The sequence below is a fragment of the Hymenobacter miniatus genome, assembly GCF_016427455.1.
In the GTDB taxonomy this organism is placed as follows: Bacteria; Bacteroidota; Bacteroidia; order Cytophagales; family Hymenobacteraceae; genus Hymenobacter; species Hymenobacter armeniacus.
Map to the genome: position 1 here is coordinate 14,088 of NZ_JAELXR010000004.1, position 24,147 is coordinate 38,234.

The window sequence follows — 24,147 nt, forward strand, 5'->3', positions numbered from 1 at the left end:
ATTCGCGTAACTCATTTTATCATAGAAATTTTCGACATGTTTACTCAACGAATTGCGCGCGCTGCGGCGCTGGTGCTGGGCACCGTGGGCCTGCTGGCGGCTTGCCACAAAGACGCTCCGCCGCCCGATGTGACCTTCCCCACCATCACGTCGACGCCCACGCCGCCGCAGTACGGCACGCCCTTCGCCGGGGTGCCCAACCGCCAGGACGCGGTGATTTACCAGGTCAATATGCGGGCCTTCAGCCAGGGCGGCAACCTGGCCGGCGTCACGGCCCGACTCGATTCCATCAAGGCCATTGGGGTGAACGTGCTGTACCTCATGCCCATTTACCCGATTGGCACCGATAGCAAGGCGGTGAATTCGCCCTACGCTGTGAAGGACTACCGGGCGGTGAACCCCGAGTTTGGCACCCTGGCCGACCTGCGCGCCCTGGTGGACGCCGCCCACGCCCGCGGCCTGACCGTGATGCTAGACTGGGTGGCCAACCACACCTCTTGGGATAACGCTTGGATAACCCAGCACCCGGACTGGTACATGCACGAGGCCAACGGCGCCATCAAGGCGGTGTCGAACAACGGCACGACTTACAACGACGTGGCCCAGCTCGATTTCAACAACGCCTACATGCGCGCCGAAATGATATCGGCCATCAAGTCGTGGGTGTTCACGGCCAACGTGGACGGCTTTCGCTTCGACTACGCCGACTTCCAGCCCGCCGACTTCTGGAAGCAGGCCGTCGACACGCTGCGCAACGTGAAGACCCACAAGCTGCTGCTGCTGGCCGAGGGCAAGCGCCCGGCCAACTTTGCCTCCGGTTTCGATTACAATTTTGGGTTCGATTTCTACGGCGGCATCTACAACGTGTACCGCAGCAACCAGCCGGCCACGGTGTTTGACGCGTTGAATACCAGCGAGTACTCGGGCGCTGCCGGCACGCAGCAGGTGGTGCGTTTCATCACCAACCACGACGTGAACGGCTCAGACGGCAGTCCGGTCACCCTGTTTGGCGGCGACGCGGGCGCCATGTCGGCCTTCGTCATCGCGGCCTTGTATAAAGGCATTCCCTTCGTGTACAACGGCCAGGAAGTGGGCATGAGCCGCGCCATTCCGTTTCCCTTCACCGGCGTGAAAATTACTTGGGGCGTGCGCTCCGACGTGAAACGCGCCTACCAGCAGCTGCTCGGCGCCCGCGCGGCCAGCACGGCCCTGCGCACGGGCACGCCCACGCCCTACAGCACCGCCAACGTGTGCGCCTTCACCAAAACCGCCGGCGCCGAGCAGGCCCTGGTGCTGGTGAACGTGCGCAACTCGGCCCAGACGTTCGCGGTGCCCGCCGCCCTGGCCAACAGCAGCTGGACCAATGCCCTGCAGGGCGGCACCGCAGCCATTGGCACCTCGGTCACGCTGCCGGCATACGGCTACCTGGTGCTGAAAAAGTAGACACGACGGCCGCAGCAAGAACCACAAGAGCCGGGCGGCAGCGCCCGGCTCTTTTTGGTGTCTTATAAATGCCAATGCGGGTACCCTTGAAGCAGCCGGGGGCGCTTTCGTCACATTATTGGCCCTATTCGTCCCACACAGTTGAAGGTGCAAAAACGGGGGACTAATCTTGTTCTTGAAAGGCCGGAGCAGCAGTTAAGGATGCGCTTTTGCCCGGCCGTATCCTCACGTTTTCAGCGTTGCCTCATGGTTGACATTCTCGCTTTCCCCCGCCAGTTGAGCGGTTTTCTGTGGCCCATGGCCGATGATGCGCTGCCCTCGTCTGGGCCCACCATCCGGCGCGACGTGACGGTGGTGGCCGGCCTGTGGGTGCTGGGATTGATGCTGCTGCTGGCGGCCGAAGCCAACCTGGGCCTGTTCCTGTTCCTGAATATCGTGGCGGTGTCGGCGGCCGCGCTGCACAGTCTGGCCAGCTCCACGCTGATTCCCGGCGTGCTAAACCGCAAGCGGCCTTTCCTGCGCTACATGGCGAAGTGTTTTCTGCTGCTGTTGCTGGCCATGGTGCCCGTGGGCTGCCTGGCGCTGCTTCTTACCAGCAACAAAGACGAGAGCTCCGTTTTTGCCTTCGTCAATAGCCTTTTCCAGTTTCTGTTCACGGCGCCGCTGTCGTGGGTGCTGTACCGGCGCCGGGCGCGCGGGCAGGAGGCCATCGAAGGGCTCAAGCAGGAGCTGGGGCAATCCGAAGCCACGCTGGAACTGCTGCGCTCGCAGATAAACCCGCACTTTTTGTTCAATGCCCTGAACACGCTCTACGGCACGGCCCTGCAGGAAAACGGCGAGCGCACCGCCCAGGGCATCCAGATGCTGGGCGACATGATGCGCTTCATGCTGCACGAAAACCACCAGCCGCGCATCCTGCTGGCCCGAGAGCTGGATTACTTGCGCAACTACGTCGAGCTGCAGTCCTTGCGCATTGCCACTTCGCCCGGCATCAGCATCGACACGGCCCTGGACGAAGTGCCGCTGGGCAGCTCCATCGCGCCCATGCTGCTGATTCCCTTTGTGGAAAATGCTTTCAAGCACGGCATCAGCCTGCAGCATAAATCCTGGATTAAGGTGAGCCTGCACGTGACCGACAACCGGCTGTATTTCGACGTGTACAACAGCATTCACCCCAAGTCCGAGGCCACGTTGCCCGACGAAACCTCCGGCCTCGGGCTGGCTAACGTGCGCCAGCGCCTGGCCTTGCTCTACCCCGGCCGCCACGAGCTAGTCATCCGCCAAACCCTGGGCGAGTACTTTGTGCACCTCACGCTGGAGCTGTAGCTTCAACGCCAGTCCATCCCGCCGCCCATGAAAGCCATTGCCATCGACGACGAGCCCATTGCCCTGGACGTGGTGCGCGCCTTGGCCGCCAAGGTGCCGTTTCTGGAGCTGCAGGCCTGCTTCACCGATGCTTTTCAGGCGCTGGAATATTTGCAGCGCGAAGCCGTGGACGTGCTGTTTGTCGACATCAACATGCCCGATATCTCGGGGTTGGAATTTGTGAGCAGCCTGGCCGAAAAGCCGCTCATCATCTTCACCACGGCCTACTCCGAGCACGCCGTTACGGGCTTCGAGCTCGATGCCGTGGACTACCTGCTGAAGCCGTTTTCGCTGGCCCGCTTCCTGAAGGCCTGCAACAAAGCCCAGGCCTTGCTGCAGCTGCGCGCAGCGCCGCCGGCCGCGCCCGCCCCGAGCTACTTCTTCCTAAAAACCGGCCCCGAGCAGGTGAAAGTGCGCTTCGACGAGATTCTGTACCTCGAAGCGGCCGGCAACTACGTCACCTTCGTGCTCACGGGCCGGCGCTTGCTGACCCGCCTCACCATTCAGGAAGCACTCGATTTGCTGCCGGCCGAGCGGTTCACGCGAGTGCACCGCTCTTTCGTGGTGGCTAACGACAAGGTCGACAAAGTAGAGCGGCACCAGCTCGGCATTGGCAAAGCTATGGTGCCGGTGGGCGCCTCCTACCAGCCGCTGGTGCAGCCGCGGCTGCTGGCACCTAGCCCGGCCGCTCCGCTACGCGAGGAGGGCCGGCCGGCCGCATAAATCGGCCCAGGGCGTAGCTTCGCAAGGGCCGCCCGGATGGCGTGCGGCCTTTTTCGCCTTTTGTATGCATCGTTTTCGTTTGCCCGCCGCGGCCCCGGCCCGGTTGAGGGCCTTCTGGCATTTGGGTCGGGCCGGCACCGTGTTGCTTGCGGGCTTGCTGCCGGCCCCGGCGCGTGCCCAGGCCGGGGCGCTGGCACCGGGCGCAGGGGCCGTGCTCCTGCGCCCGGCTGCCGTATTCGACGGTCAGGAACGACACGTGGGCTGGGCCGTGCTGGTCGAAAACGAGCGAATTGTAGCCGTTGGGCCCGCGGCGCAAGTGGCCGCGCCCGCCGGTGCCCGCACCCTGGAGCTGCCCGGCCTCACGCTGCTGCCCGGCCTCATCGAAGGGCATTCGCATTTGCTGCTGCACCCCTACAACGAAGCCGCCTGGAACGACCAAGTGCTGCTCGAATCGCAGGCGCTGCGGGTGGCGCGGGCCACGGCGCACGCCCAACGCACGCTGCTGGCCGGCTTCACCACCGCCCGCGACCTGGGCACCGAAGGCGCCGGTTTTGCCGACGTCGGCCTCAAGCAGGCCATCGACCAAGGCCTCATCCCCGGCCCGCGCCTGCTGGTGGCCACCAAGGCGCTGGTGGCCACGGGCAGCTACGGCCCCAAGCTCTCGGTGGACGAAAACGTGCCCCAGGGCGCGCAGGAAGCCGACGGCGTCGACGGCATCGTCCGGGCCGTGCGCGAGCAAATCGGCAAGGGTGCCGACGTCATCAAAGTGTACGCCGACTACCGCTGGGGCTTGAATGGCACTGCGCAGCCCACGTTTTCGCAAGAGGAGTTGACTCTGATTGTGCAAACTGCCCGCTCGGCGGGCCGCGGCGTGGTGGCCCACGCCAGCACGCCCGAGGGCATGCGTCGCGCCGTATTGGCTGGCGTCGAAACCATCGAACACGGCGACGATGGCACCTTGGAGGTGTTTCAATTAATGAAAAAGCGCGGCGTGGCCCTGTGCCCCACCGTGGCCGCCGGCGACGCCACCTCCCAATACAAAGGCTGGAAAAAAGGCCAGGAGCCGCTGCCGCCGCGCCTGCAAGCCAAGCACCTCAGCATGCAGGCCGCCCTGAAAGCGGGCGTGACGCTGGCCATGGGCGGCGACGTGGGCGTGTTTGCCCACGGCGACAACGCCCGCGAAATGGAGCTGCTGGTGCAGGACTATGGCCTCGCGCCGCTGCAGGTGCTGCGCCAGGCCACCAGCGGCAACGCTCAGATTTTCCACCTCGCCGACCGCGGCAGCATCCGCCCCGGCCTGCTGGCCGACCTAGTGGCCGTGGCCGGCGACCCCACCCAAGACGTAGCCGCCGTGCGCCAAGTGCGCCTCGTGATGAAAGGCGGCGTGCTCTACAAGCAGCCCTGAGCAAAGCCAACTCTGGTCAGCTTTGTGCTGTTCGATTGGTACAAAAAAAGCCCAAACCGGTCAGGTTTGGGCTTTAAAACAGGGCCGGGTATTTCAGTTAGCCAGCGGCTTAGGGGGCAAAGCTAATTGGCGCGGCGCACGCTGCTACCGCCCGAGTGAGAGGCGTTGGCCACCCGGGCGGCGCCTTTGTAGCGCACGTCGGAGCCGCCGCTGGCGCTGGCGGCCAGCTCGCCGTCCACCGTCAGCTCCACGTCGGAGCCGCCGCTGGCGCGCACGTCGGCTTTGGTGCTTTGCAGGTTGTAGCCGTTGTAGTCGGAGCCGCCGCTCACGTCCACGGTTTGCTGGTCCACGCGGCCACTCAGGTCCACGTCGCTGCCGCCCGAAGCCGAGCAGGTCAGGGTTTTGGCCGTGAGGCTAAGCTTGACGTCGGAGCCGCCGCTGGCGCTAATCTTGAAATTATCGGCCGAGAAATTCGACTGGCCTTTGGCGTCGGCACCGCCGCTCAGGCTCAGGCCCGTCAGGCGCGGGCAGGTGATGTACACGTTGGCCTTGCGATTGTTGCTGAGCAGGTTTTTCCACGAAAAGCCGTTTTCCCAACCAATTTTAAGGATGCCGCCTTCTACCGTGGTCACGAGGTGTTTCTGGGCGTCTTCCGACGCTTCTACCAGCACCGAGGTATTGGCGCCCTGGGTCAGCACCACGTCGATGCCACCGCTGGAGGCGACGGCTTGGAACGTGCCCACCTGGCGGGGCTGCTTCACTTGGGCCTGGGCCGTGCAGGAGGCGAGCGAAACGGCCGCCACGGCAGCCGCGAAGAATAAGTTGTTCATCGTAGTAAGCAGAAAAAAGAGGTGTGAGCAGACGGATGCCGGCAGCCCGCGTTGGGTTGCCTGGCCGGCTTAAAACTACAACGCCTTGCGGAATAGGTAGCGCGTCTCGGAATAAGTATTGAACGCCGTGGTGCTCACGTAGACCGGGTTAGCCGGGTCGGTGGCCCGAGGGTCTTTCTCGATTTTTTGCGTGGCGCCGGTGGTTCTCGATTCCGTGCGAATCTCCACAAATTCCCAGCCCTCGGCCAATAGCTCATTGACGGTGCGCATCAGCAACACCTCCAGCTCGCCTTCAATGTCGAAATTGAGAAACCGGTGCGAAGGCTCCAGCTTGAACTTGCCATGCCAAGCGGGCGCCAGCCACACGCAGTCCGACACAGGGTGTATCATCTGGTATTGGTACCGCACCCCGGGCGTATTTGGCATCGTGGTGGTGCTCACGGTGGGCTGCGGGTTGGCGGCGGGTAGCGGCAGCGGCACGGGGTGCGACTGCGCGGCGGCCGTGCGGCCCACTAGCAGGGCGGCGAAAAGTAGCAGGTGTTTCATAGCTGGCGAAAGCAGAAAAAGGGTTGACGATGCCGCATCAAGCAGCATCGTCAACCCTTCTCCTAATATTGTGCCAGCCGGCTACTCCCGCTTGCCCTTGAGCATGGTGCGCAGCGCGGCCAACTCGTCGCGCAGCTTGGCAGCCGTGAGGAAGTCGAGGTCCTTGGCCGCGGCTTCCATCTGCTTTTCGGTGGTCTTGATGAGCTTTTCCAGCTCGGGGCGGGTCATCATGGCCACCACGGGCTCGGCGGCCAGGGCCAGGGCGGTGCCACCGTCGGAGTCGGGGCCGGCGTAGCCCTGGGTTTCCACCACGCGGTAGTCGGCCAGGTCGGTTTGGCCGATGATTTCGGCGTGGCTCTTGCGCACGGTGCGCGGCGTGATGCCGTGCTCCTGGTTGTAGGCCAGCTGAGTGGCGCGGCGGCGGTTCGTTTCATCAATGGCCCGCTGCATAGAGCCTGTGATGCGGTCGGCGTACATGATGACTTTGCCGCGGTCATTCCGCGCCGCGCGGCCCATGGTTTGGATGAGGCTGCGCTGGTCGCGCAGGAAGCCTTCCTTGTCAGCATCGAGAATGGCCACGAGGCTCACTTCGGGCAAGTCGAGGCCTTCGCGCAGCAGGTTCACGCCAATCAGCACGTCGATTTCGCCGAGGCGCAGCTTGCGCAGGATTTCCACGCGGTCGAGCGTTTTCACGTCGGAGTGCACGTATTCGACCTTAATGCCGAGGCGGTCCATGTACTTGCTCAGCTCCTCGGCCATGCGTTTGGTGAGGGTGGTGACGAGCACCCGGTCGCCCATTTTTACGCGGTTGTCCACCTCGTCCAGCAGGTCGTCAATCTGGTTCACGCTGGGCCGGATGTCGATTTCGGGGTCGAGCAGGCCCGTGGGCCGAATAATCTGCTCCACGATGATGCCGCCGCTTTGCTCCAACTCGTAGTCGGCCGGCGTGGCCGACACGTACACGGCCTGCCGGAACATGCTCTCAAACTCGTTGAACGTCAGCGGCCGGTTGTCGAGGGCCGAGGGCAGGCGGAAGCCGTACTCAATAAGGGCCGTTTTGCGGCTGCGGTCGCCGCCCCACATGGCCCGGATTTGGGGCATGGTGGCGTGGCTTTCGTCCACCACCAGCAGGTAGTCGTCGGGGAAATAATCGAGCAAACAGAAGGGCCGCGAGCCCGGCGTGCGGCCGTCGAAATAGCGCGAGTAGTTCTCGATGCCCGAGCAGTAGCCCAGCTCCCGAATCATCTCCAAATCGAACTCGGTGCGCTCCATGATGCGCTTGGCTTCGGCGTCGCGGCCTTCTTTTTCGAAATAAGCGTGCTGGTGCACCATGTCGTCCTGAATCTGCTTGATGGCCGAATTCAGGGTTTCCTTGCCCGTCACGAACAGGTTGGCCGGGTACAGGGCAATGCCGTGGGCTTCGTCGCTCAGCTTCTTGCCGCTCACCGGGTCAATCTTGTGCACCGACTCGATTTCATCGCCGAAAAAGTAGATGCGAATGGCGTAGTCGGCATAAGCCGGAAACACGTCCACGGTGTCGCCCTTCACCCGAAACGTGCCGCGCGAAAACTCCACCTCGGTGCGCGAATACAGAATCTGCACAAACTGATAGAGCAGGTTGTTGCGCGTGTAGCGCATGCCCGGCTTCAGGAAAATGACGTTTTTGGCGAATTCCTCGGGGTTGCCGATGCCGTAGATGCACGACACCGAGGCAATGACGATGACGTCGCGCCGGCCGCTGAGCAGGGTGGAGGTGGTGTGCAGCCGGAGCTTCTCGATTTCCTGGTTGATGGCCAGGTCTTTCTCGATGAACACGTCGGTGCTGGCGATGTAGGCTTCCGGCTGGTAGTAGTCGTAGTAGCTGATGTAGTACTCGACGGCGTTGTTGGGAAAAAACGCCTTGAATTCGCCGTAGAGCTGGGCGGCCAGGGTTTTGTTGTGGCACAGCACCAGGGCCGGCTTGCCGGTTTCGGCAATGACGTTGGCCATGGTGAAGGTTTTGCCGGTGCCGGTGGCACCCAGCAGCACCTGGGCCGGCTCGCCGTTGTTGATGCCCTCCACGAGCTTGGCAATGGCCGTGGGCTGGTCGCCGGTGGGCTTGAATTCAGAGGTAAGTTGGTACTCCATGCAACGGGAAAGGTAGGCCGAAAAGGTCAGCCTACCTTAACCATAAACGGAGAAATTGGGTTTCGGAGGAATCGAGAAAAACGTGGCGGCATGATGGAGTAGAAACGGTTATGCCGAGCGCAGCCGAGGCATCTTGCGTAAGAAGCAACCCTGTCGATTGGGTTACTTACTCTACGCGAGACGCCTCGGCTGCGCTCGGCATGGCGTTCTTTTCAGGTTCTGCCTACTACCGCCCGAACTCCACCCCGGCTTCCATGCCGAAGCTGTAGGGGCGGCTTTGCGCCAGGAAGCTTTGCGCCGGGTGCGCGTTCAGCGGCACCAGCCCCATTTCGGCCACGGGGCCCAGGGTGAGGGCCCAGCTGCCGGCCGTGGGGCGGTATTGGGCGCCGGCTGCGCCGCGCAAGGTGCCCAGCACGCGGCGGTAAGGCCCCCCGGCGGTAAGCACCGAGTACGTTTTGGTGGCTTCGGGCTCGCCCTCCACCTCGCTGCGGGCGCCCAGCAGGGCACTCACCACGCCGCCCAGGCGGCCGTAGAAGCTCCAGCCGCGCTTCAAGGGGTTGGAGTAGCTCACCTGAAAGGGCACGCCGGCCATGCGATAACGGAAATTGGTGGTGCGCAGGTCGCTGTTGGTAAACGAACCCAGGTCGTAAAGCTGCTCGCCCACGAAGGCGGAGGTGGAAGCCGACTTGGCGGTGGCCTGCGTGAACTCCAGGCCGGTGCTGGCCGACCAGTGGCCCTTCAGATGGCGGGTGGCCAGCAGGGCAATGCGCTGGCTGAGGCCGGGGCGCAGGTTTTCGCGGTATTGGGTGGCGGCGGCTTCGGTCAGGGCCGGCGAGTCGGGGCCGAGGGCGGGGTTGTAGTCAAACTCCGGCTCAATGCCTTTGCGCGAGAAATTCACGTTGGGGTTGTACACCGAAGCGGCGTAGCTCACGCCGTAGTGCCACTTGCCAAAGTCAGCTGCGGGAGTTGGCTCGGGCAGCGCCACGGTGGCCAGGCCTTTGGGCAGGGCGGCGGCATCGGTCAGGCTGAGCGTAGCCGGCCGGGCAGCGAGGAAGCCCACCTGCTGGGGGCCGGCCACCGAAGCCGCCGGCGAGAGCGCAGCCGAAACCGAAGTGCCCCCCGCTGCTTCCGCAGCAGCGCTAGCGCCGCCTACCGGAACAGCCGAAGCCACGGCGCCGCTTGCGGGAACCGTGCCGGCGGCTACCACGCCGCTTTCCGCCGCACGGGCAAGGCCCGCCGCACCTGATGCCGAAGCAGAAGCCGGGTCGGCCTGCGCAATAACAGCCTCGCGGCTTGCGGCCACCGAGCCCGCCTGCTGGGCCGCCGATATGCCCATTACGCGGCCGGCGGTGCTGGAGCGGCCCGCCGGAGCCGCATTTTCGAAGCCCTGGCGTACCGATGCTGAGCCGAAGCCAGTGCCGGCCGCCGAGGGGATGGCGGCGTAGGTGCGCGCGGCATTCGCGTTGCGCTCGCGCGAGCCAGCAGTTTCCGAAGCAGCGTACGTGCCTGCCGCGGCAGCTGCATCGGTGGCTGCTTCGGGGGCAGCGGCGGAAGTGACCGAATGCTGCGGCCGGCTCGTGCTATTGAACTGGCCGGCGTTGTCGGCTGCGCGGGAGGGAGTGGGGGCGGTGGCGTACCCGCCGTGCTGGCCCTGGGCGGTGCCGGCCGGCGCGGTGGCTACCTCGGCGCTGCCAAAATTGCCGTCGTGCTGGGCCCACCAGCCGGTGCCGGCCAGCGTGGCCAGCAGCAGGCTGGCCGCGGCCACCCAGCGCGTGGCCACCAGGCGCTTGCGGTACACTTCGTTCTGCCGAATCAGCAGGGAGTTGTCAATCTGGTCCCAGAGCATGGGGCGCGGCGGCACGGCGGCTTCCTCCCCCATGTGGTGGCGGAATAATTCCTCCAGGCTGCCGGTGGTTTTAGGCGTAGTGGTATCGTCGATAGGATTAGCTGACATGGCGGGTTGGAGCCCCGAGGCGCTCCAGTTTAGTTTGTAAGATGACGCGGGCCCGGGAATACTGCGATTTGCTCGTGCCCTCGGTGATGCCCAATAATTCGCCGATTTCCTTGTGGGTATAGCCTTCGATGGCGTAGAGGTTGAACACCATGCGGTAGCGGGGCGCCAGTTCCTGCACCATGGCCAGCAGCTCCTGAAAATTATAGTTGCTGAGCGTAAATTCTTCGCTGGACAGCGTTTCCGGGTATTCGCCGTCGCTCACGGCCACCAGCGAGGCGTTGCGGCGGTGCTGGCGCAGGGCCGCGTTAATCATGATGCGGCGAATCCAGAACTCCAGCGGGCACTCGCGGCGGAAGCTGGCCAGCGTGCGAAACACCGTGAGAAAGCCTTCCTGCAGCACGTCTTCGGCCTCGAAGGTGGTTTGGGCGTAGCGCAGGCACACGGCCATCATTTTGCCGGCGTACTTGTCGTAGAGCAGCTTTTGGGCCAGTTGGCGGCCGCGCAGGCAGCCGTCAATCAGCTCGGCTTCGGTGGGCGGGCTGGTCACGGCCGAGCTGCGGCTGGCGGTGAGGCGCGGCGCCACGGGCGCGGCCGCTTGGTCGGGCAGCACGTCGTCGGCCCCGAACGCAAACCAGGTGGCCGCGCTCACGCCGGCAGCCGGTAACCCAGGCCGGCGAGGGATGGAGTAGACAAGGTCATTTTTTGCAGCATAGAAAGGCGAAGGTGTCGGGGCAAAGCCCGGCCCGCACAAGGCGTGCTGCAAAGGGGAGGCACCCCGCCGCCAAAAGGTTGCAAGCAAGTTGCAAACCGTTTGGGTTATCGAGCAAAGCAGCGTCCGGCACCAATCCATGCCCTAATATATTTCGCAGAGCGCCAACAACCTTTCCCCGGGCTTAAGGGTATTAAATGTACCTACATTAAATACTGGGCCTGTGTAAGCTTATTTTCACTCGGCCCCGTACTTATGGGTCTGTAGCTCTTTCTTCTTTCTTCTTTTTTCTTAACCCATTAACAACTTCCTCACATGAAGACTCTTGTGCTGTTTTATTCCACCTATGGTCACATCTGGAAAATGGCCGAAGCCGTGGCCGAAGGCGCCCGCCAAGTGGCCGGCAACGACGTAGTGGTGAAGCGCGTGCCCGAAACCCTGCCCCAGGCCATCCTCGACCAGATTGGGGCCACCGGTGCGCAGCAGGCCTTCGCTCACATCCCCGTGGCCACCCCGCAGGAGCTGGCGGAATACGACGCCATCATCTTCGGCACGCCCACGCGCTACGGCAACGTGTGCGGCCAGATGCAGGCCTTCATGGACAGCACCGGCGGGCTTTGGGCCTCGGGGGCGCTCATTGGCAAAGTGGGTGGCGTGTTTGTGAGCACCGCCACTCAGCACGGCGGCCAGGAAACCACCATCCGCAGCTTCCACACCGAGCTGCTGCACCACGGCTTTGTGATTGTGGGCTTGCCCTACGCTTGGCAGGGCCAGATGGGGCACGAGGAAGTGACCGGCGGCACACCCTACGGCGCCAGCACCGTGGCCGGCGGCCAGGGCGAGCGCCAACCCAGCGAGAACGAGCTCGAGGGTGCCCGTCACCAAGGCAAGCACACGGCCGAAATCGCCAGCAAGCTGGCCGCGAAGTAGGCAAGCCACCTGTCATTGCGAGCGCAGCGCGGCAGTCCGTCCTCCCTCCGTGACTAGTTTAATAACGTGAAAAGCCCCGGCACTGTGCAGTGCTGGGGCTTTTTCATGAATTTGGCGCATCTCTGGATTGGTCGCACGGAGAGGACGGATTGCCACGGGCTGTGCCCTCGCAATGACAGGTGGCACGCTCAACTAGTGCATCATAGCTGGTTGTGGGCCCGAATCAGCTCCGCAAACGATTCGCGGTAGGTGTCGCCCACGGGCAGCAGGCGGCCTGCCACCTGCACCTTGCCGCGCTCCACGTGCTCGATGCGGCTAAGGGCCACCAGAAACGACTTGTGAATGCGCGCAAACCGCTCGGGCGGCAGCACTTCCTCTACGCGGCGGAAGGATTGCAGCGTTAGGATTTTGCCGGCGCTGGTGGTGTGCAGCAGCAGGTATTCTTTCATGCCTTCGATGTAGAGAATGTCATCGAACGCCACGCGCTGAAGCCGGTGCTCGTTTTTGACGAACATGGCATCGGCCGGAGCCGGGGCAACGGCGGGGACGCTGGCTTCGGGAGTGGCGGGGGCTGCCGGCCCGGCAACGCTGTTGGGCAGGGACTGCCGCACCTTGCTTACGGCCTGTAGAAAGCGGTCGAAAGCAATGGGCTTGAGCAGGTAGTCGGCCGCATTCAGGGTGTAGCTCTGCACGGCATACTGGTCGTAGGCGGTGGTGAAGACGATGCGCGGGGCGGGCGTGGGCAGCAGCTGCACCAGCTGCAGGCCGGTGAGGCGCGGCATGTGAATGTCCATGAACACCACATCCACGGGGTTGTCCTGCAAAAACGCCAGGCCGGCCAGTGCATCGTGAAACTGCCCGCGCAACTCCAGAAACGGCACTTGCGCGCAGTAGTCGGCCAGCAGGTCGAGGGCCAGCGGTTCGTCGTCGAGGATGGCGCAGGTCAGGCGTTGCATGTGGGGTAGGCGGGTTGAGTAGCGGTTGGTTTTGGGATTGTAAAAGAACGTCATGCCGAGCGCAGCCGAGGCATCTCGCGTGCTTCGTGCAGCGGGGCGCCTCACCCCCAGCCCCTCTCCCAAGGGAGAGGGGAGCCGGACGATTGAGCTAGTTCAGCACGCGAGATGTCTCAATCGTTCGGCATGATGTTCATTTTGCTCACTGCTCACTGCTCACCGCTCACCGCTCACTGCTTACTGCTCACTGCTAAGCTGCAGCACCAGCTCCACGGCGTACTCGCCGGGCAGGGTGCGAATGTGCAGCTCGTGGCGCTCCGGGTACAGCAGCGCCAGGCGGCGGCGCAGGTTGTGCAGGCCGAGGCCGCCAGGCTGGCGCGGCAGGTCGGCGATGGCGGCCACGTAGTTGTGCACCGAGAAGCGCAGCTCGGAGCCTTCCACTTCCAGCTCCATCCGGATGGCTTCGGGGCGGGCGGCGAGGTCGCCGTGCTTGAAGGCGTTTTCGACCAGCGGCAGCAGCAGGAGCGGGGCCACCGGCGGGGCCGCCTCGATGGCGCCGTGGGTGGTGAACACGATGGCGGTTTCGGCCTCGGCGGCGGGCAGGCGCAGGCGCTGCAACTCCAGGAAGCTGCGCAGGTGCGTGAGCTCCTGGGCGAGGCTCACGGCGTCGGCGCCGCTGTCGTAGAGCAGGTAGCGCATGCTCTCGGCCAGGCGCAGCACGGCTTCCGGGGCGCGGTCCGATTTGCGGCTGGTGAGCGAGTAGATGTTGTTGAGGGTATTAAACAGAAAGTGCGGGTTAATCTGGGTTTTGAGCATGCCCAGCTCCGTGAGCAGGTGCTGGCGCTCCAGCTCGCGGCGGTTGCGCTGGCCCTGCAGGTACTCAATGGTCATGCGCACGCCCGAGCTGGCCACCAGCGTGAGCAGGCCGCCCAGCAGCAGCCCTATCCACAGCGAGCCCGTGTAGGCGGCCAGCCCCGGCTGGTGGCCGTTCATCAGCCAGTACACCGCATTGGATGCGGCGATGCGCAGCAGCCCAAATACCCCGGCCGAGGCCAGTGCCAGCGCCAAGTACGTGGCCAGCCGCCCCTGCGGCAGCGTGCGCGGAAACAGTGTCACCCAGTTCCAGTAGAACAAGGCAGCCGTGAACCCGTCCAGCACGGCGTTGCGCACAAACCACACCGCATCGAGCTTCACGGTGCTTTTGGGGCTGAGGCGAATGGCGTAATACAATAGGGCGTCGATGCCCAGCAGCACCGCCACCAGCAGCAGGTGTACCCACCACGGCACGGGCGTGTGGTCGTGCACCCGCGGCCACCACCGGAAGCCGGCCGAAGCGCGCGCGCGGACACGGGCCGGCTGCTCAGGAGCGGCAGCGGAAACAACAGCGGCGGGCGAAAGAAGAGAATTTTCCACGTCGAAAGGTAGGAAATGCGGCAATGGCGCCCGGCCCGGTTTCAACCAACGCCCCGCCCGGCCCGCCCAACGCCGGCCGCCGATGCACCAACCCGCTGCCGCAACCCCAGGCACCCGTTGGTGGAACCCAAAGCCGGGTTGACGGGCTAAAAAGCGGTGTTGCGGGGAGCCGCATCGGGGTTGGTTGAATAGTGGTTTGCTGATGTTTTGGCGGGTCTAGGTTTGCCTCAGATTTCACCAGTCGCTCACTTCCTCGCCACTCTCACTGCTTTCGCCATGAAAAAAACCTTCTACCTCCATGTGGCCCGTTCCGGCGTGTTCTTTCTTGGGTTGCTGGGGGCTGCCGGCGTGCTGGCCCAGCCCACCGCCCCCGCCCAACCGGCCACCGCCACCCCCGCGCTGGCGCAGCAGCTCGACGACTTCGTGCGGCAGTACGAAAAAAGCGGCCGGTTTTCGGGCACGGCGCTGGTGGCCGACCACGGCAACATCCTCCTGCAGAAAGGCTACGGCCTGGCCAACCGGGAGCAGAACCGCGCCAACTCCGCCGACACCAAATTCCGCATCGGCTCGCTCACCAAGCAGTTTACGGCCGCGCTGGTGCTGCAATTGGTGGATAAAGGCCGGCTCAGGCTCGACGGCCACGTGGCCGACTACCTGCCCGACTACCCCCAGCCGGCCGGCGGCCAAATCACCCTGCACCAACTGCTGACGCACACCGCCGGCCTGCCCAACTACACGGCCCAGCCCAGCTTTGCCTCCGCCGTGATGCGCACCCCCCACACGCCTACGCAGCTGGTGGCGCTGTTTTCGACGCTGCCGCTGGAGTTTGCGCCCGGCACCCAGTACCACTACAGCAATTCCAACTACGTGCTGCTGGGCGCCATCATCGAGAAAGTGACCGGCAAGCCCTACGCGCAGGTTTTTCAGGACAACATTGCGGGCCCGCTCAAGCTCAAAGCCACGTCCGTCGACGTGCAGGAGCCCGCCGACGCCCGCCGCGCCGCCGGCTACGAAACCTCCCCCAACGGCCTCGTGCCCGCCCCGGCCCTCGACATGACGGTGCCGTATGCGGCGGGCGCCATCACCTCCACCGCCCCCGACCTCTACCGCTGGAGCCAGGCCCTCGATGGCAACCGGGTGCTCTCCCCGGCCAGCAAAAAGCTGCTCTTCACGCCCCTAAAAAACCACTACGCCTGCGGCTGGATAGTGTACAAAGCCAAAATCGGGGCCGAGGCCGACAGCACCCTGACGCAGGAGCACAACGGTCGCATCAACGGCTTCAGCTCCTACCTGGTGCGCGTGCCGCAACGCCAGCAGGTGATTGTGCTGCTCGACAACCACGGCGGCGAAGCGCTGGCCGAGCTGCGCCAGGGGCTGCTGCGCATTCTGCACCACCAGCCGGCCGTGGCGGCCCCGGTGCCCAGCGCCCCCGTGGCCGTCGACCAAGCCACGCTGGGCACCTACGTGGGCGTGTACGAGCTGGCGCCCACCTTCCGCATCACCGTGCGCCGGCGCGACGGCCGCCTGTTTATGCAGGCCACCGGGCAGTCGGAGTTCGAAACCGAGGCCGTGTCGCCGGTGCTGTTTGCCGTCAAGGGCGTGCCCGCGCAGGTAGAGTTTGCCAAGAATGCCACGGGCCAAGTGGCGCGGCTCATCCTGCACCAGAACGGCCACGCCCAGCCCGGCGCCAAAATAGAATAGCTACTTAGCTATACTAGCCACCGATTGAATTCCGTTTGCAACCGCTTTTCTCACCTTCTCCTTTCTGCAATGAATACCGCTCCCCTTGTCGAAACCACTGACCTTTCGTTCCGATTTGGGGAGCGGCCCGTGCTACACGGCCTGGGGCTGGCCGTGCCCGCCGGCAGCATCTACGGCTTCCTGGGGCCCAACGGGGCCGGCAAAAGCACCACGCTGCGCCTGCTGCTGGGGCTGCTGCGCCCCGGCAGCGGCACGGTGCGCCTGTTTGGGCACGAGCTGGCCCGGCACCGGGTGGCCCTGCTCAGCCGCGTGGGCGCCCTCATCGAAAACCCCTCGCTCTACGACCACCTCACCGGCCACGAAAACGTGGAAGCCACCCGCCGCCTGCGGGGCCTGGCGCCCGCCCGCACGGCCACCGTGCTGGCCCAGGTGGGCCTGAACGCAGCCGCTCACCGGCCGGTGAAGGGCTACTCGCTGGGCATGAAGCAGCGCCTGGGCCTGGCGCTGGCCCTGCTGCCCGACCCCGACCTGCTCATCCTCGACGAACCCACCAACGGCCTCGACCCCGCCGGCATCAGCGACCTGCGCCTCCTGCTGCGGCAGCTGCGCGAGGAGCACGGCAAAACCATTCTGCTCTCCAGCCACCTCATTGGCGAGGTGGAGAAAGTGGTGACCCACGTGGGCGTCATTCAGCAGGGGCAGCTGGTGTTTCAGGGCAGCCTGGCCGACATGCAGGCTCGCCAGCACACCCGCGCCCAACTGGTGCTCGAAACCGCCTGCGCCGCCACCTGCCGCCGCCTGCTGCCCGAGCTGCACGCGGCCACCGTGGCTGCGCCGGGTACCCTGCGCGTGCCTTTTCACTCGCGGGAGCACACCGCCGCGCTGGCCAGCGCGCTGGTGGCCGCCGGCCAGCCCGTGTTCGGCCTGCACTGCGAGCAGCCCACCCTCGAAGACACCTTTTTGCACCTCACCGAAACCACCGCTGCCCAATGAGTCCCGCCGTTGCTTCCTCTTCTCCCGCGCTGCCGGCCGTGCCGGGGCCTTTTGTGCAACTGGGCCGCAGCCTCACGGCCGATGTGCTGAAACTGCGCCGCACCCCGGCGCTGTGGCTCACGCTGGCCAGCGGCGTGCTGCCGGTGCTGCTCAACTTCTGCATTTTCTACTTCAAAGGCCACCTCATGCTAAAGCCCGGCGCCGACGGCTGGGTGAAGTACGCCAGCATGAGCTGGCAAACGGCCGCCGTGCTGCTGCCGCTGTTCGTGGTGCTGCTCACCAGCCTGGTGGTGGGCGTAGAGAACAAGGCCGAGGGCTGGAAGCACCTGTTTGCGCTGCCGGTGGGCCGCCTGCCGGTGTGGCTGAGCAAGCTCTTGATAATTCTGGGGCTGAATGCGCTGGCCCAGGTGCTGTTTGTGGCCCTGCTGCTGGCCGGCGGCTACTTGCTGCAAGCGCTGCGGCCGGAGCTGCGGCTGCAGCAGTTTGCGCCGCCGTTTCACGTGCTGGGTGTGCTGTTGGGCCGCACCTACCTGGCCACGCTGGGCATAGTGGGCGTGCAGTACGTGCTGAGCAAGTGGCAGTCGGGCTTTGTGCTGCCGGTGGCGGCGGGCATGGCGGGCTGGGTGGCCGGCCTTACGCTTATGCGTTGGGAGCACGTGGGCTGGATTCCCTACGCCGGCCCCTTCCTCACGCTCACCACCACGCCCTTCAAGGCCGTGCCGGGGCTGGTGGTGCCCGCCGTGGCGCCGCACGAGTGGTACCAACTGCTGTGGTTTGGGGCGGCCGTGGTGCTGGGCTATGTAGTACTGCGCTGGCGCAACCTTGCTTGAGGGGCTGGAAAAGATATCAGGGACGCAACCGGCTGGGCTTCTATTCCTCCCTGATGCCGAACGGCTGAGTTTTTTTCTGCCAGCTGGTAATAAAAGCGGCCATTCGCCGATATACCCCGCGCGGCAGGTTCGTGTTGACCTTTCTCCAACAGCCAGCCGCAACGCTCTCCCTTTTTCTGCATCGTTCGCCCGCACCTCTATTCTGCTGATGAAACACCCCTTACTCGGCCTGTCGCTTGTGGCGGCGTGCATTAGCCCCGCTTTTGCCCAAACTCCCGCCCCGGCCCCGGCCAAGCCCGCCACCACCAAGCCGCTGGTGCTGCCCGAAGCGCCCAAAGGCACCGGCCGCCTCAGCGGTGCCGTGCAGGACGCGGCCACCAAAAAGCCCGTCGAATTTGCCACCGTGGCCCTGCTGCCGCCCACCGGCGACACGCCCATCGACGGCACCGTGGCCGACGACAAGGGCCGGTTCAGCCTGCGCGGGCTGGCGCCGGGCGCCTACCGCCTGCAGCTCAGCTTCCTGGGCTACGCGCCCCTCACGCGGGACGTGACCGTGACCAGCGGCACCACCGACCTGGGCTCGCTGGCCCTCACCGCCACGGCCCAGCAGCTGGGCGACGTGACGGTGACCGGCGAAAAAGAAACCGTGGAAGTGAAGCCCGACCGCATCGTGTACAACGCCGACCGCGACCTCACCAACAAGGGCGGCGTGGCCGCCGACGTGCTCCGCAAAGTGCCGCTGCTGAACGTGGACCTCGACGGCAACGTGCAGCTGCGCGGCTCCTCCAACATCCGGGTGCTCATCAACAACAAGCCCAGCAGCATCCTGGCCGGCAACCTGGCCGACGCCCTCAAGCAGCTGCCCGCCGACCAGATTGCCTCCGTGGAAGTCATCACCACGCCGGGCGCCAAGTACGACGGCGAAGGCACGGCCGGCATCGTGAACATCATCTTGAAAAAGAACAACCTGCAGGGCGTGAATGGCAGCGTGAACGCCGCCGCCGGCAACCGCAGCTCCAACGCCGGCGGCAGCCTCAACGTGCGCCGCGGCAAGGTGGGCGTGAACACCAACCTCAGCAGCTACCTCTACTACAGCCCCAGCGCCAGCACCTCGGAGCGCACCAGCTTCGACGGCTCGGCCGGCAACGTCGTCTCGCGGCTGAGCCAGAACGGCAGCGGCGACAATCTTGGCGGCGGCGCCTACGGCCGCATGAGCCTCGACTACGACCCCGCCAAAAACCACAGCCTCACCGTGGGCTTCAGCGGCAGCCTCAACCGCAACCGCAGCCAAAGCGACCAAGTCAATGACTTCGTGAACATCGCCGGTCCTTCGCCCAGCCAGCTGTTCACCCGTGCCACAAACAACAACTACAACTCGTCGAGCTACGACGTGAACGGCACCTACACGCGCACCTTTGAGGGCCAGCCCCGCCGCGAGTGGAGCCTGCTGGCCCAGCACTCGCGCAACCGCAACCTGCAGCCCTACTCCCTCAACCAGTACGAAAACCAGTTCACGGCCACCGGCCTGCCCAACTACCGCGAAAGCAGCGACAACCTCTCGCGCAACCTCGAAACCACGCTCCAGACCGACTACACGCACCCCATCGGCGACAAGCGCAGCGTGGAAGTGGGCGGCAAGGCCATTCTGCGCCAGGTGCTGAGCGACTATCAGATTCAGACGGCCACCGGCACCGATGCGCCCTTCGTCATTGACCAGCAACGCTCCAACGTGTTCGACTACGACCAGAACGTGGCCGCTGTGTACGGCACCTACGGCTTCCCGCTGGGCAAGAAGCTGAATGCCCGCGTGGGCACCCGCCTCGAGCGCACCGACATCGTGGGCCGTTTCCAGCAAAACGACATCACGCGCTTCACCAGCGGCTACACCAGCCTGCTGCCCAACGCCAGCATCAGCTACACCCGCAAGCCCGGCAACACCCTGCGCCTGGCCTACAGCAAGCGCATTCAGCGCCCCAACATCTACTACCTGAACCCCTACGAAAACCGCGTCGACAAATTCAACATCAGCAAAGGCGACCCCACGCTGGACCCGGAATTTACCGACAGCTACGAGCTGAACTACAGCACCTTCGTGAAAGGCTCGGTGCTGAACTTCTCGCTCTTCGCGCGCCAAACCAACAACGCCATCGAATCGGTGCGGTCCCGGTCCGGCGAAACCACCCTGACCACCTACGCCAACGTGGCCCGCAACCACACCTACGGCGCCAGCGTGTTCGGCTCCTTCAAGCCCACCCCCAAGTGGGAGCTGAGCGGCTCCACCTCCTTCAACTACGTGGTGCTGCGCTCGGGCTACCTCAACACCACCAACGAGGGCCTGATGTACAACCTCAACCTCAACTCGACCTACAAATTCACCAAAACGCTGAGCGCCCAGTTCTACGGCGGCATTAGCTCGTCGCGCGTGCAGCTGCAGGGCCGCGCCGCCGCCTGGAACTACTATTCCATGGGCATCAAAAAGACCATTCTGAAGGAAAAGGGCGACCTCACCCTCAACGCCGACAACTTCCTCACCGACCGGCGCGACCTCAACTCCACCGTCAGCACGCCCTTGTTCAACCTGGAGCAGCACAACTACATCGCCCTGCGGGGCATCCGCCTGGCCTTCGGCTACCGCTTCGGCAAAATTGAAAACGCCCCGCCCAAGCCGCGCCGCAGCATCCGCAACGACGACCAGAAAGCCGGCGAAACGCAAGGGGGCCAGCAGTAGGACGCCGCGTTGTTACGAACGGGTAATTAACCCGTCTGTCATCCTGAGCAAGGCGAAGGGCCTTATCACCGAAGAACAATTCGTTCTAACGTGATAAGGTCCTTCGCTTTGCTCAGGATGACAGATGCTTCCTCATCCCTCCTTAAGCGCAGCGTTCCAGATATCCCAGGCGGCCTCGGCCTGCAGGCACAGCATCTCGAAGCCGTTTTTTACCTGCGCGCCGGCCTCTTTGCCTTTGTGCATGAAGAGGGTTTCGGTGGGGTTGTACACCAGGTCGTGCAGGTAGTGGTGCTCGGTGAGGGCGGCGTAGGGGAGGGGTGGGCACTCGTCGGTGCGCGGGAAGGTGCCCAGCGGCGTGGCGTTGATGATGAGCGGATGCGCCGCCACCAGCTGCGGCGTGAGGTCGTCGTAGGTCAGGCCGTGGGCCATGGGGTCGCGGCTCACCAGCCAGTGCGCAATGCCCAGCTCCTGCAACGCCACCACCACGGCCTTGGCCGCCCCGCCCGTGCCCAGCACTAGGGCCCGGGCCTCGGGCGCCCCTGGAAAGAAGCGTCGCAACGACTCCCGAAAGCCCACGAAGTCGGTGTTGTGGCCGCGCAGGCGGCCGTCGGGCAGGCGCTCCACCACGTTCACGGCGCCCACGCGGGTGGCCGAGGGCGCCAGCTCGTCCAGGTACAGCATCACCGATTCTTTGTAGGGCACGGTCACGTTCAGGCCCACCAGGCCGGGGTGGGCGGCCAGCAAGGCGGGCAGTTCGTTGATGGTGGCCAGCTCGAACAGGTCATATTGGTGGTCGGGCAGGCCCAGCGAATAAAACTTCTGGGTGAAGTACGTCTGCGAGAAAGAATGGCTGAGGGTGCGGCCGATTAGCCCGAACTGGCGCATGCGAAGGGGAGAGGGAAAGAGCGGAAGGTTGCCAAAAGAACAATAAAAAACGCCCCCAACCGTCTGGTCGGGGGCGTTTTCGCCAAATATTACTAATTAATCCCCGACAACCGCCGGGCCGCTGCCTAGCGCACGTCGGCACCGGGCTGGGAGCCAAATTTGCTTTTCAGGAACGACCACAGCGGCGGCAGCACCGATACGAGAATGATGGCGTAAATGACCAGCGTGAAGTTGTTCTTCACCAGCGGGATGTTGCCAAACAGGTAGCCCGCCAGCGTGAGCGACACCACCCACAGCGCCGCCCCCGCAATGCTGAAGGACGCAAAGTAGCGGTACGTCATGGTGCCCACGCCCGCCACAAACGGCGCAAATGTGCGCACAATGGGCACGAAGCGCGCCATGATGATGGTTTTGCCGCCGTGCTTGGCATAGAATGCTTGGGTCTGGTCGAGGTACTTTCTATTGAGAAATTTGTAGTTTTCTCGAAAAACCCGCGGTCCTAAATAGTCGCCTACTAGGTAATTCAGGTTGTCACCAATAAAAGCCGCCGCGATGAGCAGCGGAATCAGCAGCCAGATGCTGAGCAGGGGATGGCCCGTTTCGGGGTTGGGCTGGGCCGCCAGCGTGCCGGCCACAAACAGCAGCGAGTCGCCGGGTAGGAAAGGCATCACAATCACCCCGGTTTCGGTGAAAATGATGATGAACAGGATGAGGTAGGTCAGGTTGCCGTACTCGTGCACCACGTTCACCAGCGTTTTATCGAGGTGGAGCAGAAGGTCGAAAAAGTGCTTGATGATTTCCATGCCGGGCGTAAGTAAGCCACAAAGAAAACCGCCCGGCCCCGAAGTGCCGACGCGGGGCCTCGTGTGGCGCCGGCCCGGACGCTGGCGAGCGCTGAGCCGACACCGTGGGCGTCTAGGCCGAAATCAAATATTTCTCGCTGTAATCCAGCTACATGGGCATGGTTTCATTGTACTCCTGCCAGACAAAGTTGGCCGGCCTGACCGTTAGGTTGTAATTTTGTCATTATTTTTTTCAGTACCTGCCTCATCCCATTAAATCCCATTGCTGGCATCAGAAAAGCCATAAACTGCAGCCAGGAATGCCTTTGTGCTCGCAATAGAGCCGGCTCTGAGCCAAAAAATGGCACGGCGTATGATGGGCGGCGCCACGGGGCCACAACTTGGCCCAACCCCGGTGAAACCTTTGCCGTTGCAGGACTTAGAAATTTTTTACCCGTCCGATGATTGTGTACCAAGGAGGCGATTGGTGGCGGGCCCTATGGCACTTCCACACCTCCGCCGTTATTCGCCTGTTGCTGAAGCGCGTGGCGCTGGTGGGCCTCTATGGCTCGGCCATTGCCGTCGTGAGCCTCGATTTTCATACCCTCAATGTTCGCATTGGGCGTGAGTACCTGTCCATTCTGGGCATCTTGCTGAGCTTGCTGCTGGTGTTTCGCACCAATACGGCCTACGACCGGTATTACGAAGGCCGCAAGGTGTGGGGCATTCTCGTGTCGCAGTGCCGGGGGCTGGCCATGGAAATGAACGCGCTGCTGCCCCGCGAGGCCAAATCGAGCCGCCGCTACTTCGCCGCCCTCATCTCCAACTTCCCCATTGCCGTAGAAGGCTCGTTGCGCAACCGCATGCGCTTCGACAAGATGGAGGCTACCCCCGACATCATCGAGCGCCTGCAGAAAGCCGAAAACGTGCCCTCCACCATCATCGCCGTGCTCATGGAGAGTGTGGAGCAGCTGCGGCAGGTGCAGATTTTCGACCCCATCCACCTCGTCAACATCAAGCAGCACTACCTGAGCATGATGAGCGTGAACGGCACCTGCGAGCGCATCAAGGCCACGCCCATACCGTACTCGTACAGCTTCTTCATCAAGTGCTACATCACCATTTTCATCATGATAATGCCGCTGGTGCTGGTCGATTCCTGCGACTGGTGGATGGTGCCCATCACCATGATTGGCGCCTACGCCATGCTGGGCCTCGAAATGATTGGCAACGAGATTGAGAACCCCTTCGGTTACGACAGCAACGACTTGCCCATCACGCAGCTGTCAAACAAAATTCGCGTCAGCGTGCACGACCTCCTTGGGGTGGAACTGCCGGCCGAGAAAAAAGCGCTGGCCACCGTGCCCTACAGCGTGGTGCACTAACCCAAGCTTTATCAGGGTGCAGCAAGCCCTGATTGAAAAACACACACTAAACATAGAAAAGATTGAATTTTAATCTTTCCGACAATATTTTTAATTTTTTCAAAACCCATGTACCTTTTTTTGACCCCTCCGTATATGCGCCTCATTACGATACGCTAGTAGTGCGTTTCTTTCCTTTTAACATCCAATCCTCATCCAAATGCAAACTTTAACCTTTACTCAGAAGCTCTTGCGACAGCGTCGCTTCCTCAGCTTTCTCCTCCCTTTATTCGCCATTTTTGTTGGCCTGAGCGTCCAGGCCCAGACAATTACCAACACCAATTTCTTTGTTGATAACACTGCTGGTAGCACCAACACTACTTACGGTGGCAGTTCTTCTGTGACTCCGAATTTCAGTGGAGCCAATTTGGGTAGCTTCGATATCAACAACGCGAATGACCTGCTG

19 protein-coding genes are annotated in these 24,147 nt (G+C 63.5%); 10 read left to right on the forward strand and 9 right to left on the reverse strand.

Annotated features, from left to right (window positions below; genetic code table 11):
- Positions 1 to 36 precede the first annotated feature (36 nt).
- The 4 genes from JAO73_RS07325 (at position 37) to JAO73_RS07340 (ending at position 4,936) form a co-directional block, all read left to right on the forward strand.
- On the forward strand, positions 37 to 1,443 hold the full coding sequence (locus JAO73_RS07325) for an alpha-amylase family glycosyl hydrolase (protein ID WP_198976443.1): 1,407 nt from the start codon (positions 37 to 39) through the stop codon (positions 1,441 to 1,443).
- A 246-nt stretch (positions 1,444 to 1,689) separates the two neighbouring features.
- Positions 1,690 to 2,769, forward strand: a complete 1,080-nt coding sequence (locus JAO73_RS07330) for a sensor histidine kinase (protein WP_233168862.1) — start codon at positions 1,690 to 1,692, stop codon at positions 2,767 to 2,769.
- 27 nt (positions 2,770 to 2,796) lie between these two features.
- Entirely contained in the window at positions 2,797 to 3,531 is a 735-nt protein-coding gene (locus JAO73_RS07335; RefSeq protein WP_198976445.1) for a LytR/AlgR family response regulator transcription factor, read from the forward strand.
- A 64-nt stretch (positions 3,532 to 3,595) separates the two neighbouring features.
- On the forward strand, positions 3,596 to 4,936 hold the full coding sequence (locus JAO73_RS07340) for a metal-dependent hydrolase family protein (protein ID WP_198976446.1): 1,341 nt from the start codon (positions 3,596 to 3,598) through the stop codon (positions 4,934 to 4,936).
- Positions 4,937 to 5,058: 122 nt separating this feature from the next.
- Here the strand turns inward: JAO73_RS07340 and JAO73_RS07345 are convergent, their stop codons facing one another.
- The 5 genes from JAO73_RS07345 to JAO73_RS07365 form a co-directional block, all read right to left on the reverse strand.
- The gene (locus JAO73_RS07345) at positions 5,059 to 5,766 is read right to left on the reverse strand and encodes a head GIN domain-containing protein (RefSeq protein WP_198976447.1); all 708 of its coding nucleotides are present in this window, start codon (positions 5,764 to 5,766) and stop codon (positions 5,059 to 5,061) included.
- Between the two features lie 75 nt (positions 5,767 to 5,841).
- The gene (locus JAO73_RS07350) at positions 5,842 to 6,312 is read right to left on the reverse strand and encodes a hypothetical protein (RefSeq protein WP_198976448.1); all 471 of its coding nucleotides are present in this window, start codon (positions 6,310 to 6,312) and stop codon (positions 5,842 to 5,844) included.
- 81 nt (positions 6,313 to 6,393) lie between these two features.
- Positions 6,394 to 8,439, reverse strand: a complete 2,046-nt coding sequence (uvrB, locus tag JAO73_RS07355; RefSeq protein WP_190924764.1) for an excinuclease ABC subunit UvrB — start codon at positions 8,437 to 8,439, stop codon at positions 6,394 to 6,396.
- A 226-nt stretch (positions 8,440 to 8,665) separates the two neighbouring features.
- Entirely contained in the window at positions 8,666 to 10,393 is a 1,728-nt protein-coding gene (locus JAO73_RS07360) for a hypothetical protein (protein ID WP_198976449.1), read from the reverse strand.
- Positions 10,383 to 11,042, reverse strand: a complete 660-nt coding sequence (locus JAO73_RS07365; RefSeq protein ID WP_317191207.1) for an RNA polymerase sigma factor — start codon at positions 11,040 to 11,042, stop codon at positions 10,383 to 10,385. The genes JAO73_RS07360 and JAO73_RS07365 overlap by 11 nt, the downstream gene beginning before the upstream one ends.
- Positions 11,043 to 11,417: 375 nt before the next feature.
- On the opposite strand from JAO73_RS07365, the gene wrbA reads away from it, so the two are divergent.
- Positions 11,418 to 12,032, forward strand: a complete 615-nt coding sequence (gene wrbA / locus JAO73_RS07370) for an NAD(P)H:quinone oxidoreductase (protein WP_198976451.1) — start codon at positions 11,418 to 11,420, stop codon at positions 12,030 to 12,032.
- Positions 12,033 to 12,232: 200 nt separating this feature from the next.
- Here wrbA and JAO73_RS07375 read toward each other — a convergent pair whose 3' ends face one another.
- Positions 12,233 to 13,042, reverse strand: a complete 810-nt coding sequence (locus tag JAO73_RS07375) for a LytR/AlgR family response regulator transcription factor (RefSeq protein WP_233168863.1) — start codon at positions 13,040 to 13,042, stop codon at positions 12,233 to 12,235.
- A 180-nt stretch (positions 13,043 to 13,222) separates the two neighbouring features.
- Positions 13,223 to 14,398 (reverse strand): sensor histidine kinase, encoded by a 1,176-nt coding sequence (locus JAO73_RS23340; RefSeq protein WP_198976452.1) that lies wholly within the window; start codon positions 14,396 to 14,398, stop codon positions 13,223 to 13,225.
- Positions 14,399 to 14,674: 276 nt separating this feature from the next.
- On the opposite strand from JAO73_RS23340, the gene JAO73_RS07385 reads away from it, so the two are divergent.
- The 4 genes from JAO73_RS07385 to JAO73_RS07400 all read left to right on the forward strand — a co-directional run bounded on the left by JAO73_RS07385 (position 14,675) and on the right by JAO73_RS07400 (position 20,650).
- Complete coding sequence (locus JAO73_RS07385; RefSeq protein WP_198976453.1) at positions 14,675 to 16,099, forward strand: serine hydrolase; 1,425 nt, start codon at positions 14,675 to 14,677, stop codon at positions 16,097 to 16,099.
- 69 nt (positions 16,100 to 16,168) lie between these two features.
- Entirely contained in the window at positions 16,169 to 17,092 is a 924-nt protein-coding gene (locus JAO73_RS07390; RefSeq protein ID WP_198976454.1) for an ATP-binding cassette domain-containing protein, read from the forward strand.
- Complete coding sequence (locus tag JAO73_RS07395; protein ID WP_198976455.1) at positions 17,089 to 17,922, forward strand: ABC transporter permease; 834 nt, start codon at positions 17,089 to 17,091, stop codon at positions 17,920 to 17,922. Before JAO73_RS07390 ends, JAO73_RS07395 begins: the two co-directional genes overlap by 4 nt.
- Before the next feature lie 208 nt (positions 17,923 to 18,130).
- On the forward strand, positions 18,131 to 20,650 hold the full coding sequence (locus JAO73_RS07400) for a TonB-dependent receptor (protein WP_198976456.1): 2,520 nt from the start codon (positions 18,131 to 18,133) through the stop codon (positions 20,648 to 20,650).
- A gap of 132 nt (positions 20,651 to 20,782) precedes the next feature.
- On the opposite strand, the gene JAO73_RS07405 is transcribed toward JAO73_RS07400, so the two are convergent.
- Both JAO73_RS07405 and JAO73_RS07410 read right to left on the reverse strand, forming a co-directional pair.
- The gene (locus tag JAO73_RS07405) at positions 20,783 to 21,535 is read right to left on the reverse strand and encodes a shikimate dehydrogenase family protein (protein ID WP_198976457.1); all 753 of its coding nucleotides are present in this window, start codon (positions 21,533 to 21,535) and stop codon (positions 20,783 to 20,785) included.
- A gap of 125 nt (positions 21,536 to 21,660) precedes the next feature.
- Complete coding sequence (locus JAO73_RS07410) at positions 21,661 to 22,338, reverse strand: DedA family protein (protein ID WP_198976458.1); 678 nt, start codon at positions 22,336 to 22,338, stop codon at positions 21,661 to 21,663.
- 440 nt (positions 22,339 to 22,778) lie between these two features.
- Here JAO73_RS07410 and JAO73_RS07415 point away from each other — a divergent pair, with 440 nt between their 5' ends.
- Positions 22,779 to 23,702, forward strand: coding sequence for a bestrophin family protein (locus JAO73_RS07415; RefSeq protein WP_190924785.1), 924 nt, complete (start codon positions 22,779 to 22,781; stop codon positions 23,700 to 23,702).
- Positions 23,703 to 24,147: the final 445 nt, after the last annotated feature.

Excerpts from the sequence above, each read along its gene's own strand:
- JAO73_RS07405 (WP_198976457.1), bottom strand. The coding sequence starts at position 21,535 with ATGCGCCAGTTCGGGCTAATCGGCCGCACCCTCAGCCATTCTTTCTCG.
- uvrB (WP_190924764.1), bottom strand. The coding sequence starts at position 8,439 with ATGGAGTACCAACTTACCTCTGAATTCAAGCCCACCGGCGACCAGCCC.
- JAO73_RS07335 (WP_198976445.1), top strand. The coding sequence starts at position 2,797 with ATGAAAGCCATTGCCATCGACGACGAGCCCATTGCCCTGGACGTGGTG.
- JAO73_RS07340 (WP_198976446.1), top strand. The coding sequence starts at position 3,596 with ATGCATCGTTTTCGTTTGCCCGCCGCGGCCCCGGCCCGGTTGAGGGCC.
- JAO73_RS07330 (WP_233168862.1), top strand. The coding sequence starts at position 1,690 with ATGGTTGACATTCTCGCTTTCCCCCGCCAGTTGAGCGGTTTTCTGTGG.
- JAO73_RS07350 (WP_198976448.1), bottom strand. The coding sequence starts at position 6,312 with ATGAAACACCTGCTACTTTTCGCCGCCCTGCTAGTGGGCCGCACGGCC.
- JAO73_RS07415 (WP_190924785.1), top strand. The coding sequence starts at position 22,779 with ATGATTGTGTACCAAGGAGGCGATTGGTGGCGGGCCCTATGGCACTTC.
- JAO73_RS07410 (WP_198976458.1), bottom strand. The coding sequence starts at position 22,338 with ATGGAAATCATCAAGCACTTTTTCGACCTTCTGCTCCACCTCGATAAA.
- JAO73_RS07385 (WP_198976453.1), top strand. The coding sequence starts at position 14,675 with ATGAAAAAAACCTTCTACCTCCATGTGGCCCGTTCCGGCGTGTTCTTT.
- JAO73_RS07375 (WP_233168863.1), bottom strand. The coding sequence starts at position 13,042 with ATGACGTTCTTTTACAATCCCAAAACCAACCGCTACTCAACCCGCCTA.
- JAO73_RS07345 (WP_198976447.1), bottom strand. The coding sequence starts at position 5,766 with ATGAACAACTTATTCTTCGCGGCTGCCGTGGCGGCCGTTTCGCTCGCC.
- JAO73_RS07390 (WP_198976454.1), top strand. The coding sequence starts at position 16,169 with ATGAATACCGCTCCCCTTGTCGAAACCACTGACCTTTCGTTCCGATTT.
- JAO73_RS07360 (WP_198976449.1), bottom strand. The coding sequence starts at position 10,393 with ATGTCAGCTAATCCTATCGACGATACCACTACGCCTAAAACCACCGGC.
- wrbA (WP_198976451.1), top strand. The coding sequence starts at position 11,418 with ATGAAGACTCTTGTGCTGTTTTATTCCACCTATGGTCACATCTGGAAA.
- JAO73_RS07400 (WP_198976456.1), top strand. The coding sequence starts at position 18,131 with ATGAAACACCCCTTACTCGGCCTGTCGCTTGTGGCGGCGTGCATTAGC.
- JAO73_RS07325 (WP_198976443.1), top strand. The coding sequence starts at position 37 with ATGTTTACTCAACGAATTGCGCGCGCTGCGGCGCTGGTGCTGGGCACC.
- JAO73_RS07395 (WP_198976455.1), top strand. The coding sequence starts at position 17,089 with ATGAGTCCCGCCGTTGCTTCCTCTTCTCCCGCGCTGCCGGCCGTGCCG.